The 14,333-nt window shown below is 72.6% G+C and carries 14 protein-coding genes and 1 riboswitch; of the genes, 12 read left to right on the top strand and 2 right to left on the bottom strand.

All coding sequences use genetic code 11. The features are described from left to right. The first annotated feature begins 28 nt into the window (after positions 1-28). The 12 genes from ACFP2E_RS01900 (at position 29) to ACFP2E_RS01845 (ending at position 11,219) form a co-directional block, all read left to right on the top strand. Positions 29-667 (top strand): CDP-alcohol phosphatidyltransferase family protein, encoded by a 639-nt coding sequence (locus tag ACFP2E_RS01900; protein ID WP_378539254.1) that lies wholly within the window; start codon positions 29-31, stop codon positions 665-667. Further along, the gene (locus ACFP2E_RS01895) at positions 660-1,559 is read left to right on the top strand and encodes a DUF881 domain-containing protein (protein WP_378521934.1); all 900 of its coding nucleotides are present in this window, start codon (positions 660-662) and stop codon (positions 1,557-1,559) included. Before ACFP2E_RS01900 ends, ACFP2E_RS01895 begins: the two co-directional genes overlap by 8 nt. Further along, complete coding sequence (locus ACFP2E_RS01890) at positions 1,556-1,888, top strand: small basic family protein (RefSeq protein WP_378521933.1); 333 nt, start codon at positions 1,556-1,558, stop codon at positions 1,886-1,888. Before ACFP2E_RS01895 ends, ACFP2E_RS01890 begins: the two co-directional genes overlap by 4 nt. A gap of 4 nt (positions 1,889-1,892) precedes the next feature. After that, on the top strand, positions 1,893-2,654 hold the full coding sequence (locus ACFP2E_RS01885) for a DUF881 domain-containing protein (RefSeq protein ID WP_378521932.1): 762 nt from the start codon (positions 1,893-1,895) through the stop codon (positions 2,652-2,654). Between the two features lie 85 nt (positions 2,655-2,739). Continuing rightward, positions 2,740-3,126 carry a glycine cleavage system protein GcvH gene (gene gcvH, locus ACFP2E_RS01880; RefSeq protein ID WP_378521931.1) on the top strand — a complete coding sequence of 129 codons (387 nt, stop codon included), beginning with the start codon at positions 2,740-2,742 and terminating at the stop codon, positions 3,124-3,126. Positions 3,127-3,254: 128 nt separating this feature from the next. Next, complete coding sequence (locus ACFP2E_RS01875) at positions 3,255-3,770, top strand: FHA domain-containing protein (RefSeq protein ID WP_378521930.1); 516 nt, start codon at positions 3,255-3,257, stop codon at positions 3,768-3,770. A gap of 34 nt (positions 3,771-3,804) precedes the next feature. Beyond that, entirely contained in the window at positions 3,805-4,503 is a 699-nt protein-coding gene (locus ACFP2E_RS01870) for a MerR family transcriptional regulator (RefSeq protein ID WP_378521929.1), read from the top strand. Positions 4,504-4,575: 72 nt separating this feature from the next. Continuing rightward, entirely contained in the window at positions 4,576-5,025 is a 450-nt protein-coding gene (locus ACFP2E_RS01865) for a bifunctional nuclease family protein (protein ID WP_378521928.1), read from the top strand. A 185-nt stretch (positions 5,026-5,210) separates the two neighbouring features. Then, positions 5,211-5,810 (top strand): MerR family transcriptional regulator, encoded by a 600-nt coding sequence (locus ACFP2E_RS01860; protein WP_378521927.1) that lies wholly within the window; start codon positions 5,211-5,213, stop codon positions 5,808-5,810. Between the two features lie 94 nt (positions 5,811-5,904). Continuing rightward, a riboswitch (glycine riboswitch) is annotated at positions 5,905-6,010 on the top strand. Between the two features lie 82 nt (positions 6,011-6,092). After that, positions 6,093-8,966, top strand: coding sequence for an aminomethyl-transferring glycine dehydrogenase (gene gcvP / locus ACFP2E_RS01855; protein ID WP_378521926.1), 2,874 nt, complete (start codon positions 6,093-6,095; stop codon positions 8,964-8,966). Next, entirely contained in the window at positions 8,963-10,294 is a 1,332-nt protein-coding gene (locus ACFP2E_RS01850) for a serine hydrolase domain-containing protein (protein WP_378521925.1), read from the top strand. The genes gcvP and ACFP2E_RS01850 overlap by 4 nt, the downstream gene beginning before the upstream one ends. After that, on the top strand, positions 10,284-11,219 hold the full coding sequence (locus tag ACFP2E_RS01845; RefSeq protein ID WP_378521924.1) for a CHAD domain-containing protein: 936 nt from the start codon (positions 10,284-10,286) through the stop codon (positions 11,217-11,219). Before ACFP2E_RS01850 ends, ACFP2E_RS01845 begins: the two co-directional genes overlap by 11 nt. A gap of 16 nt (positions 11,220-11,235) precedes the next feature. Here the strand turns inward: ACFP2E_RS01845 and ACFP2E_RS01840 are convergent, their stop codons facing one another. Together ACFP2E_RS01840 and ACFP2E_RS01835 are read right to left on the bottom strand one after the other, a co-directional pair. Beyond that, positions 11,236-12,642 carry a metallopeptidase TldD-related protein gene (locus tag ACFP2E_RS01840; protein ID WP_378521923.1) on the bottom strand — a complete coding sequence of 469 codons (1,407 nt, stop codon included), beginning with the start codon at positions 12,640-12,642 and terminating at the stop codon, positions 11,236-11,238. Then, positions 12,642-14,168, bottom strand: coding sequence for a TldD/PmbA family protein (locus tag ACFP2E_RS01835; protein ID WP_378521922.1), 1,527 nt, complete (start codon positions 14,166-14,168; stop codon positions 12,642-12,644). The genes ACFP2E_RS01840 and ACFP2E_RS01835 overlap by 1 nt, the downstream gene beginning before the upstream one ends. Positions 14,169-14,333: the final 165 nt, after the last annotated feature.

Below are 14,333 nucleotides of genomic sequence, written 5' to 3'. Positions count from 1 at the left end.
GTCGTACGGCGGATAGGGTGGCCTCGGCATGCCCCCCGGAGAGAAGGAATTGCAGGCAGCACACGTGGCGGACGAGGTAACGCGCGACAGGCGCGTGTGGACCGTGCCGAACCTGCTGAGCTTCGCGAGGCTCGCGGGCGTGCCGCTGTTCCTGTGGCTGGTGCTGGGGCCCGAGGCCGACGGCTGGGCGCTGCTGCTGCTGGCGGTCTCCGGCGTCACCGACTACCTCGACGGGTGGCTGGCTCGGCGGCTGGGGCAGACCTCGGCGCTCGGCCAGATCCTCGACCCGGTGGCGGACCGGCTCTACATCCTCGCCGTGGTCATCGGCCTCGCGCTGCGCGACGTGATCCCGTGGTGGGTGGCGATCCTGCTGCCGCTGCGCGACCTGCTGCTGTGGGGCCTGGTGCCGTTCCTGCGCACCCGCGGTTACAGCGCGCTGCCCGTCCACTTCCTCGGCAAGGCCGCCACCTTCAACCTGCTCTACGCCTTCCCGCTCCTGCTGCTCGGTGACGGCGAGGGCGTGATCCCCACGCTGGCCGACGTGTTCGGCTGGGCCTTCGCGATCTGGGGCCTGGGCCTCTACTGGTGGGCAGGTGTCCTCTACGCGTGGCAGGTCAAGAAGCTGCTCGCCGACACCGAGCGTCGCGCGGTGAGCCCCGATGGCTGAGGAGTGGCAGGGCCGGTCGGGCCCGCTGCCCGCCCATGTCACGACGCCGCTACTGACACGGATCACGGAGGGCTCCCTCGACGCGGACTACCACGAGGTCGCGCGCCGCAAGGCCGCGGCCGGTGACCCGGTGGCGGCCGGGGGCGAGTCGCAGCGGTCCGGTCCGCGTCGCCAGCTCACCGCCGCGGCCGTGGTCGCGACCTTCGGCGTCCTGGTCACCGTCGCCGCCGTGCAGACCTCCCGCAACGCCGAGATCACCGACGCCAGCCGCGCCACGCTCGTCGCCCGGGTCACGGCCGAGCGCGAGGCCGTCGCCGCCCAGCAGGCCCGGATCGCCGACCTGCAGGACGCCACGATCCAGCTCGAGTCGGAGCTCGCCGCGGTCACCGCCGACCAGCAGGCCCAGCTCAGCCGGCAGCGGCGGCTCGAGACCCGCACCGGGTACGTCGCGGTCACCGGGTCCGGCGTCCGGATCACCGTCGACGACGCGCCGCAGGGCGACGAGACCCAGCTGGTCTTCGCCAAGGACCTCGCGATGCTCGTCAACGCCCTCTGGGAGGCCGGCGCGGAGGCGGTCGCCATCAACACCCAGCGGCTCACCGCGCTCTCGGCGATCCGCAACGCCGGGCTCGCCATCGAGGTCAACAACCGGCCGGTGAACCCGCCGTACGCCGTCACCGCCATCGGCGACCCCGGCACCCTCCAGGCGAACCTGCTCGACACCACCCACGGGCTGCGCTTCTTCGACCTCGCCGCCGACCTGGGCTTCGTGCTGTCGCGCCAGAACGTCGACGAGCTGTCGCTGCCCGCGGCACGCGGGCCACGGCTGCAGTACGTCCGCAACGCGACCTCCGAGCCCCCGGGCATGGAGAAGGGAGACGGTGCGCCGTGATCGCCGCACTCGGCCTGCTCATCGGGATCCTGCTGGGCCTGTTCCTGCAGCCGGACGTCCCGCTCGGCCTCGAGCCCTACCTCCCGATCGCCGTCGTCGCGGCCCTCGACGCCGTGTTCGGTGGCCTGCGCGCCTACCTCGACGGGATCTTCGACGACAAGGTCTTCGTGGTCTCGTTCGTCAGCAACGTCGTGATCGCGGCGGCCATCGTCTACCTCGGCGACCGGCTCGGCGTCGGCGGCCAGTTGTCCACGGGTGTCATCGTGGTCCTCGGGATCCGGATCTTCTCCAACGTCGCCGCCATCCGGCGCCACCTCTTCCACGCGTGAAATCATGAGCGAACCCCTCCACGACCGATCGTCGCCGGACACCACCCCGTCCGGGCGGCAGCGACTCACCGACGCGCTGCTGCGGCCCTCGCGCGCCCAGGTCGTGGTCGCGGTGCTGCTGGCGGTGGTGGGCTTCGCCGCGGTGACCCAGATGCGCTCGTTCGACGTCGACGACACCTACGCCGGCTACCGCGAGCAGGACATGATCGACGTCCTCAACGGCCTCGCGGCGACCTCGCAGCGGGCCCAGGCCGAGATCAGCCGGCTCGAGCGCACCCGAGAGGAGCTGCTCTCGACCACCAGCCAGCGGCAGGCTGCGCTCGCACAGGCACGGGAGCGGGCCGACACCCTCGAGATCCTGGCCGGCACGGTGCCGGTCACCGGGCCCGGCATCCGGGTCACGATCGAGGAGGTCGACGGGCCCGCCGACATCGACTCGGTGCTCGACATGGTCCAGGCGCTGCGCTCCTCGGGCGCCGAGGCGATCCAGCTCAACGGCGAGGTGCGGGTCGTCGCGCAGACGAGCTTCGAGGACGGCGTCGGCGGTCTTCTCGTCGACGGCACGCTGCTGACCCCGCCGTACGTCGTGGACGTGATCGGCGCCCCGGGCACCCTCGTGGGCGGCCTGACCTTCCCGTCGGGCCCCCTCGACCAGCTCGAGGACGACGGCGCGGTGGTGGAGGTCGTCGAGTTCCAGAGCATCGACATCGAGGCGGTGCGCGAGCTCGGGGAGACGCAGTTCGCCCAGCCCGACACGAGCCAGTAGCCAGGCAGTAGCCTGCATCCACCCAGTACCCATCCAGTACCCACCCAGGACCCAGCAGCACCACCGGCCGACGCGAGGAGACGCCTTGTACCCCGACGACCTGAAGTACACCGCGGAGCACGAGTGGGTGCGCAGCCCCGGCGATCACGACGGCTCGGTGCGGATCGGGATCACCCACTACGCGCAGGACGCCCTGGGTGACATCGTCTACGTCTCCCTGCCCGAGGTGGGGGAGACGGTGGAGGCCGGCGGCGCCTGCGGCGAGCTCGAGTCGACCAAGTCCGTCAGTGACGTCTACGCCCCGGTCGCGGGCGAGGTCGTGGCCCGCAACATGGCGCTCGACACCACGCCCGAGCTCGTCAACGACGACCCCTACGGCGAGGGCTGGCTCTTCGAGATCGTGCCCTCCGACGGTGCGGCTGTCGACGGCCTGCTCGACGCCTCCGCCTACCAGGCCACCCTCGACGGCTGAGCCCCTCCGGTCTTCCCGGTCCGTGTCCCCGGGCTGGTCCGGACTGATAGGTTCAGGGCCAACCGTCACCCTCAGCCCAGCGGTGAGGGTTGGGCCGTCGACGACCACCCGCTACCCGGAGGAAGCCCATGCCGTTCTGCACAGCCTGTGGCAGGCAGAACCCTGACGACGCGCGCTTCTGCGCGCAGTGCGGCACGCGCCTGGTGACCGCCGACTCCCCGTCGGCCGACGCGTCCCAGGAGTCCACCGCCACCATCACCTTCGGGGCCGCCTCGGAGCGTGACACCTCCGACCGCCAGCTCAGCCCGGTGGACGCCGCGGCCGTCGACGCGCTGCCCGCGGGCCACGCGCTGCTCGTCGTCCAGCGCGGCCCTGGAGCCGGCAACCGGTTCCTGCTGGACGCCGACCAGGTCAACGCGGGCCGCCACCCGGACAGTGAGATCTTCCTGGACGACGTGACGGTGTCCCGGCGCCACGCCGAGTTCCACCGGTCGGGAGAGGACTTCACGGTCACCGACGTCGGCAGCCTCAACGGCACCTACGTGAACCGCGACCGCATCGACCGGGTGCAGCTCAAGGACGGCGACGAGGTCCAGATCGGCAAGTACCGCCTGGTCTTCTTCTCGGGACACGCGAGCGGCTGACGTGCACTCTGCATCGGCGTCGTCCCGGGGGAGGATGAACATCGGTCAGGTCCTCGACCAGCTGCGCCCGGACTTCCCGGGGGTGACCATCCCCAAGATCCGGTTCCTGGAGGACAAGGGCCTCATCAAGCCGGAGCGCACGCCCGCCGGCTACCGGAAGTTCGCCGCCGAGGACGTGGAGCGGCTGCGCTACATCCTCCGGATGCAGCGCGACCACTACCTCCCGTTGAAGGTCATCGGCGAGCACCTCGACGCCATCGACCGCGGCCTCGAGCCGCCGCCGATCGAGGCCGTCGTGCCGACCGTGCCCAAGGTCGCGCTGGCGGCCGACGGGCTGCCGAGCGCCGAGTCCTTCACCCGCAAGGACAACCTGCGACTCTCGCGCCGCGAGCTCGTCAAGATCGCGGACATCTCCGAGGAGCTGCTCGACCAGCTCGAGCAGTACGGCCTCATCGTGGCGCGGCCCGGCACCGGCCACTACGACACCGACGCCCTCGTGATCGCCCGGACCGCGCGCGAGCTGGCCGACTTCGGGCTCGAGCCGCGACACCTGCGTGCCTTCAAGACGGCCGCCGACCGCGAGGTGGGCCTCGTGGAGCAGGTCGTGTCGCCGCACAAGCGGGGGAGGGACGCGGCGGCCAAGGCCCGCGCCGAGGAGGCCGTGAGCGAGATCGCCGCGCTGTCCGTGCGCCTCCACGCAACTCTCGTCAAGGTGGGCCTCAAGTCGTCCTGACCAGGGACGCATCGCCCTTGCTGACCGCTCTTGCCCCGGGAGTACTGTGAGGGTGTGCGCGAGGTCGATGTCATGGGAGTCAGGGTCGAGATGCCCTCGAACCAGCCGATCGTGCTGCTTCGCGAGGTGTCCGGCGACCGGTACCTGCCGATCTGGATCGGTGCGGTCGAGGCGACGGCGATCGCCTTCGCGCAGCAGGGCGTGGTTCCGCCCAGACCGCTGACGCACGACCTGATGAAGGACGTGCTCGCGGCCACCGGCAACGAGCTCACCGAGGTGCGCATCACCGAGGTCAAGGACGGCGTGTTCTTCGCGACCCTGGTCCTGGCCTCCGGCGCGGAGGTCAGCGCCCGGCCCTCCGACTCGATCGCCCTGGCGCTGCGGACCGGCTCCCGGATCGTGTGCTCCGACGAGGTCCTCGACGAGGCCGGCCTCGCGGTCCCCGCCGAGCAGGAGGACGAGGTCGAGAAGTTCCGCGAGTTCCTCGACCAGGTCACCCCGGAAGACTTCGACGCGCACTGACGTGAGCTCTCACCGTCAAGTTGAGGTTGAGGGTTTCGACACGCCGCCGACCTCGTTGACCACCCCCGCACGGAGTCCTACCGTGAAGTGTCTCTGTTGTAACTCCACCGTTGTGGTCGCCTCCGCGGCACGACGGCCCTTCCCCCAGGGGTTACGCGCAACGGAGTAGATCGACGGAGGATCGAGTGGGCACCAACGAGAACGAACGGGACAGCGCCTTCGGCGAGTCCGCCGAGGCAGCCCGTGAGGCTGAGGAGCAGGGACTGCTCTTCACCGACGACGTCTCGCCCCTGCCGAGCGACGCCGGCTACCGCGGCCCGACGGCCTGCAACGCGGCCGGGATCACCTACCGGCAGCTCGACTACTGGGCCCGCACCGGCCTGGTGGAGCCCACGGTCCGCGGGGCCAGTGGCTCCGGCTCGCAGCGGCTCTACTCCTTCCGCGACATCCTCCTCCTCAAGGTCATCAAGCGGCTCCTGGACGCCGGCATCTCGCTGCAGCAGATCCGGACCGCGGTCAACCACCTGCGCGAGCGCGGCACCGACGACCTGACCCGCGTGACGCTGATGAGCGACGGCGTCTCGGTCTACGAGTGCACCAGCAACGACGAGGTCATCGACCTGCTGCAGGGCGGCCAGGGCGTCTTCGGCATCGCGATCGGCGGTGTCTGGCGCGAGATCGAGGGCACCCTCGCCGACCTGCCCAGCGAGCGCACCGAGCCGTCCGAGGAGCCGGCCGCGGGCGACGAGCTCGCCGCCCGCCGCGCCGCACGCCGCATCGGCTGACCCACTCCGTCGACGAACGGCCCGCCACCCGCGAGGTGGCGGGCCGTTCGTGTGCCTTCCCTCCGTGAGCCCGGTGGTAGATTGACGGCGCTGACGATCCCGCGCGGGAGAGTCTTCGCCCGGCCACCCGGCCGGGAGCGGAGCGCCGAAGGGGCAACCCCTCCCCGGAACCTCTCAGGCGCCAGGACCGCGCGGGCCAGGCAACTCTGGAGCACTCGGGCGACGGCCCGCTGGGTGACAGAGGGGGAGGCGACCTGATCGACCCGATCTGAGGAGCCACCCGTGTCGGACCACCCCACCCTGTCCGAGCTCGACGCCGTCCTGCCCTTCACCGAGCGGCACATCGGCCTGCGGCCCGCCGACATCGACAGGATGCTGGAGGTCGTCGGCCACAGCTCCCTCGACGACCTGATGGCCGCCGCCGTCCCGCAGGGGATCCGGCAGACGGCCGACCTCGACCTCCCCGACCCTGCCACCGAGACCGCGGTCGCCCGCGAGCTCCGGGCGATCGCCGGCGAGAACCGGCCGGCCGACGCGATGATCGGTCTCGGCTACCACGGGACCATCACCCCGCCGGTGATCCGCCGCAACGTGCTCGAGGACCCCAGCTGGTACACCGCCTACACCCCGTACCAGCCTGAGATCTCGCAGGGCCGGCTCGAGGCGCTCATCAACTTCCAGACCGTCGTGGGCGACCTCACCGGGCTCCCGACCGCCAACGCGTCGCTGCTCGACGAGGGCACCGCGGTTGCCGAGGCCATGACGCTGGTCCGGCGCGGCAACCGCAGGGCCGAGGGACCCATCGTGCTCGACGCAGACGCGCTGCCGCAGACCATCGAGGTGGTCCGCACCCGCGCCGCCGCCATGGACATCGACGTCGTCGTGGCCGACCTCTCCGACGGGCTGCCGGAGGGGCCGCTGTGCGGCGTCCTCGTGCAGTACCCCGGCGCCTCCGGCCGCGTCCCCGACCCGCGCCCCCTCATCGACGCCGCCCACGAGCGCGGCGCCCTCGCCGTCGTGGCCGCCGACCTGCTGGCGCTCACCCTCCTCGAGGCGCCCGGCGCCATGGGTGCCGACGTCGTCGTCGGCTCCACCCAGCGGTTCGGCGTCCCGCTCTTCTACGGCGGCCCGCACGCCGGCTACATGGCGGTCTCCTCGGGCCTCGAGCGGCACCTGCCCGGCCGGCTCGTCGGCGTCTCCGTCGACGCCGAGGGGCGTCCGGCCTACCGGCTGGCGCTGCAGACCCGGGAGCAGCACATCCGCCGCGACAAGGCCACGTCGAACATCTGCACCGCCCAGGTGCTGCTCGCTGTGGTCGCGTCGATGTACGCCGTCTACCACGGTCCGGAGGGCCTGCGCGCGATCGCGACCCGGACCCACCGCTACGCCGCCGTACTGGCGGCGGCCCTCGCCGATGCGGGGATCGCGCTCGAGGCGGAGGAGTTCTTCGACACCGTGGTCGCGCGTGTCCCCGGCCGCGCCGCCGGGGTCGTGGCCGCCGCCCGCGAGCGAGGCATCCACCTGCGGCTCGTCGACGCCGACCGGGTCGGCGTCTCCACCTCCGAGTGCACGACCCAGGACACGCTCACCCGCGTGCTCGAGGCGTTCGGCGTCTCCGGTGCCGACCTCACCGCCCTCGACCAGGCCGCTGCCGACGCGCTGCCGGAGGCGCTGCGCCGCACCACGCCGTACCTCACCCACGAGGTGTTCTCGACCCACCACAGCGAGACGGCGATGCTGCGCTACCTGCGGCGCCTGTCCGCCCGCGACTACGCCCTCGACCGGGGCATGATCCCGCTCGGGTCCTGCACCATGAAGCTCAACGCCACCACGGAGATGGAGCCGGTCTCGCTGCCCGGCTTCACCGACCTCCACCCCTTCGCGCCGGCCGAGGACGCCACGGGCTACCGCCGCCTCGTCGAGCAGCTCGAGGCGTGGCTGGCCGAGGTGACCGGCTACGACAAGGTCTCCATCCAGCCGAACGCCGGCTCTCAGGGCGAGCTGGCCGGACTGCTCGCGATCCGCGGCTACCACCAGGCGCGGGGCCAGGGTGCCCGCGACGTGTGCCTGATCCCGTCCTCGGCCCACGGCACCAATGCCGCGTCCGCCGTGATGGCGGGGATGCGCGTCGTCGTGGTCAAGGCCGCCGACGACGGCTCCGTCGACCTCGACGACCTGCGCGCCCAGTGCGAGGCCCACAGCGACGCCCTGGCCGCCATCATGGTCACCTACCCGTCGACCCACGGCGCCTACGAGGACGGCATCACCGAGCTCTGCAAGGTGGTGCACGAGCACGGCGGGCAGGTGTACGTCGACGGCGCCAACCTCAACGCGCTCCTCGGCCACGCCAGGCCCGGCGAGTTCGGCGGCGACGTCTCCCACCTCAACCTCCACAAGACCTTCTGCATCCCGCACGGCGGTGGCGGCCCCGGCGTCGGCCCGGTCGCGGTGCGCGAGCACCTCGCGCCGTTCCTGCCCTCGCACGGCATGCACCCCGAGCTGGAGAAGCGGGAGGGCATCGGGCCGATCAGCGCGGCGCCGTACGGCTCGGCCGGCGTCCTGCCGATCTCGTGGGCCTACATCCGCCTGATGGGCGCCGCCGGCCTGGCGCGTGCCACCAGTGTCGCCGTGCTCGCGGCCAACTACGTCGCGACCCGGCTGCAGCCGTACTTCCCGGTGCTCTACCGGGGCCACGGCGGCATGGTGGCGCACGAGTGCATCCTCGACCTGCGCGGCCTCACCAAGGAGAGCGGGGTGACCGTCGACGACGTCGCGAAGCGACTCATCGACTACGGCTTCCACGCGCCGACCATGTCGTTCCCGGTCGCGGGCACGCTCATGGTCGAGCCGACCGAGTCGGAGGACCTCGCGGAGATCGACCGGTTCTGCGACGCCATGATCGCGATCCGCGGCGAGATCGACCGGGTCGTGGCGGGGGAGTGGACGCCGGAGTCCTCGCCGCTGCGCGGCGCCCCGCACACCGCCCGGGCGATGGTCGGCGAGTGGGACCGTGCCTACCCGCGCGAGCTCGGCGTCTTCCCGACCGGGATCGACCCCGACAAGTACTGGCCGCCCGTGGCGCGCATCGACCAGGCGTACGGCGACCGCAACCTGGTCTGCGCCTGCCCGCCGCCCGAGGCGTTCGACGAGGCGTGAGCGACGACCGTCGGCAGGCCTGCCTCGACCTGCTCCAGGCCCGGGGCAGGTTGCCGTCGGTCGTCGCGGCCGTGCTCGACGGCGGCGACCTGATGTGGGTCGGGGGTGCCGGCGAGGTGCCCGCCGGCGACCCGGCGGACGTCCAGTACCGCATCGGCTCGATCACCAAGACGTTCGTCGCCGTGGCGGTGCTGCGGCTGCGTGACGCCGGGCTGCTGTCGCTGGACGACGAGCTGGGCCGCTTCGTGCCCGAGTCGGGCTACGCCGCGGCGACGCTGCGGTCGCTGCTCGCCCACACCTCCGGGATGCAGAGCGAGCCGGTGGGTCCGTGGTGGGAGCGGTCGGCCGGCATCGACGTGACGAGCCTGGTCGCGGCCAACGACGCGTCCGGCACGGTGGCCGCAGCGGGGGAGTACCACCACTACAGCAACCTCGGCTACGCCCTGCTGGGCGAGGTCGTGGCGCGGGTGCGCGGGGCCTGGTGGTGGCAGGTCGTCACCGACGAGGTGCTGCGGCCGCTCGGCATGACCCGCACGTCGTACGACGCCCGGGCGCCGCACACACAGGGGTACAGCGTCCGGCACTTCACCGGCGAGCTGACCCGCGAGCCGCACCAGGACACCGGCGCCATGGCCCCCGCCGGCCAGGCCTGGAGCACGGTCGCGGACCTGGCGCGCTGGGCGCGCTTCCTTGCGGCCGGCCATCCCGACGTGCTCGACGCCGCGACCATGCGCGAGGCCCAGCGCCCGGCCGCCCCCGCCGAGGACTACGGCCTCGGCCTCCGCCTGCTGTCGTGGGAGGGACGTCGGCTGGCCGGTCACACGGGCTCGATGCCGGGCTTCCTCGCCAGCTGCTTCGTCGACCCGGCGACGGGGGACGGCGTCGTCGCACTGGCCAACGCCACGACGGGCCTGGTCACCGACGAGGTCCCCGGCCTGCTGCTGGGCGGCGGTCCGCTGCCCGACCTCGAGGCCCGCGAGCCCTGGTGCCCGACCGTCGGCGTCCCGGACGCCGTGGCCGGCCTGCCGGGGCTCTGGTTCTGGGGCAACACCGCCCTCGAGCTGCGGTGGCACAACGAGGCGCTCGAGCTGCGCGCCCTCGGCGGCGGTCACCGCGAGGACGTGTTCGTCGTGCGGGACGACCGGATCGTCGGGACGGCCGGCTACCACCGCGGCGAGACTCTGCGGATCCACCGCACCGTGGACGGCGGCGTCAGCCACCTCGAGTGCGCGACGTTCGTCTACACGAGGACGCCCTACGACCCCGGTGTCGAGATCCCCGGCGGCCACCCCCACGGGCCCGGGACGGAACGGGACCGTGGACGCTGACGGGCCCCGGGCGTCGGGGGCCCTGGTGCTCCGGACCCGGCTCGCTGAGCAGGTCGCGGAGCTCCACACGCGGGCGGCCCAGGCGCTCACCGGGGACCCCGAGGGCGTCCACCGCACGCGCGTGGCCAGCCGCCGCCTGCGGTCGGCGCTGGGAACCTTCCGTCCGCTGCTGGACCGGCAGGTGACCGACCCGCTGCGCGACGAGCTGCGCTGGCTCGGGCGGGCCCTCGCACCGGCCCGCGACACCGAGGTGGTGCGGCTGCGGCTCACGGCGCTCCTGGACGAGGAGCCCGCGGTCGAGGCGTCGGCCCGGGCGGACGCCGAGGCGCGGCGCCGGCTGGAGGAGACCCTCACCGGTCAGGCGCGCGAGGCGGGGGTCGAGGCCGACGAGGCGCTCACCTCGGCACGCTTCACCGACCTCGTCGCCGCCCTCGACCGGCTCGTGGCCGAGCCGCCGTTCGCCGGTAAGGCGTCATCGCCGGCGGAGGACGTCCTGCCGCGCCTCGTCAGGCGCGACTGGAAGCGGCTGCGGCGGGCGCTCGCGGCGGTCCCTGCCGCCGGCGACGGTGCGGGCGCCGGCACCGACGAGGGGGCCCACGACGCGGCGATCCACGAGGTGCGCAAGGACGCGAAGCGGCTGCGCTACGCCGCTGAGAGCCTCGTCCCGCTGTGGGGGGACGAGGCCGAGTCGCTCGTCGTCGCCGCCAAGCGGCTCACGACCCACCTCGGCGAGCGGCAGGACGCGGTCACGTCGCTGCAGCACGTCCGGCGACTGGCGGACCAGGCGGACGCCGCGGGGGAGAGCTCGGCGCCCTGGGGCGCGCTCCGGGCCGTCGAGCTGCGCCGGACCGCCGACCTCGACGCCGCTCTCGAGGAGCTGTGGACCGAGGTCTCCGACAAGCGCCACCGCCGCTTCCTCGGCTGAGGGACCGGCCGGCCGCCTACAGCGCCTGCGAGACGCTGGACATGTTGAAGTCGGGGACTCGCAGCGCCGGCATCGCGGTCCGCGAGAAGTAGTCGTCGCCCCACTCGCGGCTGAAGGCGGGCTCGGTGGACGTCGCGTGGGTGAAACGGCGGAGCAGGTCGACGGGCGACTCGTTCCACCGGAAGTTGTTCACCGACCCCGTGATCTCGCCGTTCTCCACGAGGTAGACGCCGTCGCGCGTCAGCCCGGTCAGCAGCAGCGTCTGCACGTCGACCGCCCGGATGTACCACAGGCAGGTCAGCAGCAGGCCGCGCTCGACACCGGCGACCAGGTCGTCGATCGACCCGGAGGCGCCGTCCACCTCGAGCACCAGGTTGTCGATCGCGGGGGTGACCGGCTGCTCGGTCATCCGCGCCGTGTGCCGGGTCTGCAGGAGCGAGGTCAGCCGGCCGTCGCGGAGCCAGTCCGTGCTCGCCAGGCCGAGGCCGTTGTCGAAGACCGACGACTCGTTGGACGAGGCGCTGGCCACGACGAAGGGCTCGCACTCCAGGCCCGGGTGGGCGGGGTCCGAGAACAGCCGGACGCCCTCGCGCGCGATCTGCTCGCCGATGCGGGTTCCGCCGCCGCGGCTGCTGTAGACCGACTGTCCCTCGTGGGCCACCCGGGCGCCGGCGTACCAGTAGGCGTCGATCATCAGGTCTGCCACGGCGCTCGGGGGCAGGATCGTGTCGTAGCGCCCCGCGGGCAGGTCCACGCGGCGGCTGCCCCACGACAGCCGCTGGGCGAGGGTCTCGTCCATGGCGAGGGCGTCGACGTCGGTGAAGTCGCGGGTCGCGCCGCCGACCCACGCGCTCTGGGTCAGGTCGGCGGTCTTCCCCGTGCACCCGTAGTGGCCGGTGGGCTGCACGTGCCGTAGGCGCAGGCCGGTCGTGGAGCCGACGTACGTCGTGGTCAGCTCGTGGTTGACGAAGCCGTAGAGCACCCGGCCGGCGCCGCGGGCGCGGCCGAAGGCCTCACCCAGGGCGGGGGCGAAGGTGTCGTAGACGTGGACGTCGGTACGCACCGGGGGCTCGTCCCAGTCGAGGGCAGCCGTCCCCTCGACCAGGGGGTTCGCGTCCTCGGCCGGCGACGCCGCGCGCGCCGCGGCGTCGGCGGCGTGGACCAGCTCGGCCACCTGGGCGGCCGTCGTGGCGCTGCCCGACACCGAGCCCGTGCCGACGCCGTCGGCACCGTTGATGAACGAGACGATCGTGACGTCCACCCTGTGCATGACGCCGTTGGTGGTCAGCGTGTTGTTGGCCCAGCGCAGGTTGGCGCCGGAGTAGTCGCGGACGATCGCGATGCAGTCGTCGGCCGTCGAGGTGACGAGCGCCTGCTCGACGAGCGACTGCGGCGTGGCCGTGGTGATCTCTGCGGTGGTCATCAGTGGCCTGCCTCGTCGGTGGTGTTGAGGATGCGGACGTCGCGGAACAGGGAGGTCGGGCAGCCGTGGCTGACGGCGGCGACCTGGCCCGGCTGGGCCTTGCCGCAGTTGAACGCACCGTGCAGCACCCAGGTGTCGGGGCCGCCCACCGCCTCCAGCGAGTTCCAGAACTCGGTCGTGGTCGCCTGGTACGCCACGTCCCGGAGCTGGCCGACCAGCTCGCCGTTGCTGATCCGGTAGAAGCGCTGCCCGGTGAACTGGAAGTTGAAGCGCTGCATGTCGATCGACCACGACTTGTCGCCGACGACGTAGATGCCGCGCTCGACCCGGGAGACCAGTTCCTCGGTGGAGGGGCCGTCCGGTGCGGGCTGCAGCGACACGTTGGCCATCCGCTGGATGGGGATGTGGCCCGGGGAGTCGGCGTACGCGCACCCGTTGGAGCGGCCCCCCGGGGTGTCGGGGCTGAGCTCGGGCTTCGCGCGGGCCATGGCGCGGTCGAGCTGGTAGCCGACGAGGACGCCGTCGCGGACGATGTCCCACTGCTGGGTCTGCACGCCCTCGTCGTCGTAGCCGATCGTGGCCAGCCCGTGCTCGACCGTGCGGTCGCCGGTGACGTTCATGACCGGCGAGCCGTACTGCAGGGTGCCGAGCTTGTCGTACGTCGCGAACGACGTGCCGGCGTAGTTCGCCTCGTAGCCCAGCGCGCGGTCGAGCTCGGTCGCGTGGCCGATCGACTCGTGGATGGTCAGCCACAGGTTGGAGGGGTGGATGACGAGGTCGTAGCTGCCCGCCTCGACGCTGGGGGCCTTCAGCTTCTCGGCCAGCAGCTCGGGGACCTCCGCCAGCTCGGCGTCCCAGTCGTAGGAGCCATCGGTGAGGTACTCCCAGCCGCGGCCGACGGGCGCGGCGATCGAGGCCATCGAGTCGATCGTGTCGGCGCCGGTCCCGAACGCCTCGAAGCCCGGCTGCATCCGGATCCGCTGCTGGGTGGTGCGCGTCCCGGTGAGGTCGGCGTAGTACTTGTTCTCCTGCACCTGCTGCAGGTCCGCGGTGGCGTGGTCGACCGCGGCGCCCCGGCGCAGCCGCTCGGTCCAGTCGACCAGCAGGGCGGCCTTCTCCGCGGTGGCGACCTCGAGCGGGTTCACCTCGTACGACGAGACCCAGACGGCGTCGGCGTGGACCGGCTCGGGTGCGAGCTCCACCGGCTCGCTGGTCATCTCGGCCGCGACCAGCGCCACCTGGATGGCCCGCTCGGCGACGCGGACCGCCTCGTCGGTGGTGAGCAGCACGCCGGCGGCGAAGCCCCAGGCGCCGCGGTGGATCACGCGGACGGCGAAGCCGAGGTCCTCGCTGTCGCTCGCGGACTGCAGGACGCCGTCACGGACCCCGAGGTGCTGGTAGCGCACCCGCTCGAAGCGGAAGTCGGCGTGGCTCGCGCCGAGCTCGCGGGCCCGGGCGAGCGCTGCGTCGCCGAGGCTGCGGAAGGGGAGTGCGGTGAAGGTCGGGTCGAGTCCCGGGGCGCTCATGGCCGCGAACCTATCGGACCGGCGGCACCGGTCCCCGGGCGCCCGGCCGGAGGTCATGGGTCCCCAGTTCGGGCGAAACCGGCTTCCGTCCGGACTAATCCGTCCGGGTCAGTCCTAGCGTCGAACGGGGGATGGTCCCCCGGACATCTCGTTCGTGGAGGTAAT

The organism is Nocardioides sp. GCM10027114, from assembly GCF_042659625.1.
Classification (GTDB): Bacteria; Actinomycetota; Actinomycetes; order Propionibacteriales; family Nocardioidaceae; genus Nocardioides.
This window is presented reverse-complemented; position numbering and strand designations above follow the sequence as displayed.

Coding starts and splice junctions, on each gene's coding strand:
- ACFP2E_RS01900 (WP_378539254.1), top strand. CDS start 29: ATGCCCCCCGGAGAGAAGGAATTGCAGGCAGCACACGTGGCGGACGAG.
- ACFP2E_RS01895 (WP_378521934.1), top strand. CDS start 660: ATGGCTGAGGAGTGGCAGGGCCGGTCGGGCCCGCTGCCCGCCCATGTC.
- ACFP2E_RS01885 (WP_378521932.1), top strand. CDS start 1,893: ATGAGCGAACCCCTCCACGACCGATCGTCGCCGGACACCACCCCGTCC.
- ACFP2E_RS01875 (WP_378521930.1), top strand. CDS start 3,255: ATGCCGTTCTGCACAGCCTGTGGCAGGCAGAACCCTGACGACGCGCGC.
- ACFP2E_RS01870 (WP_378521929.1), top strand. CDS start 3,805: ATGAACATCGGTCAGGTCCTCGACCAGCTGCGCCCGGACTTCCCGGGG.
- ACFP2E_RS01865 (WP_378521928.1), top strand. CDS start 4,576: ATGGGAGTCAGGGTCGAGATGCCCTCGAACCAGCCGATCGTGCTGCTT.
- ACFP2E_RS01840 (WP_378521923.1), bottom strand. CDS start 12,642: ATGACCACCGCAGAGATCACCACGGCCACGCCGCAGTCGCTCGTCGAG.
- ACFP2E_RS01835 (WP_378521922.1), bottom strand. CDS start 14,168: ATGAGCGCCCCGGGACTCGACCCGACCTTCACCGCACTCCCCTTCCGC.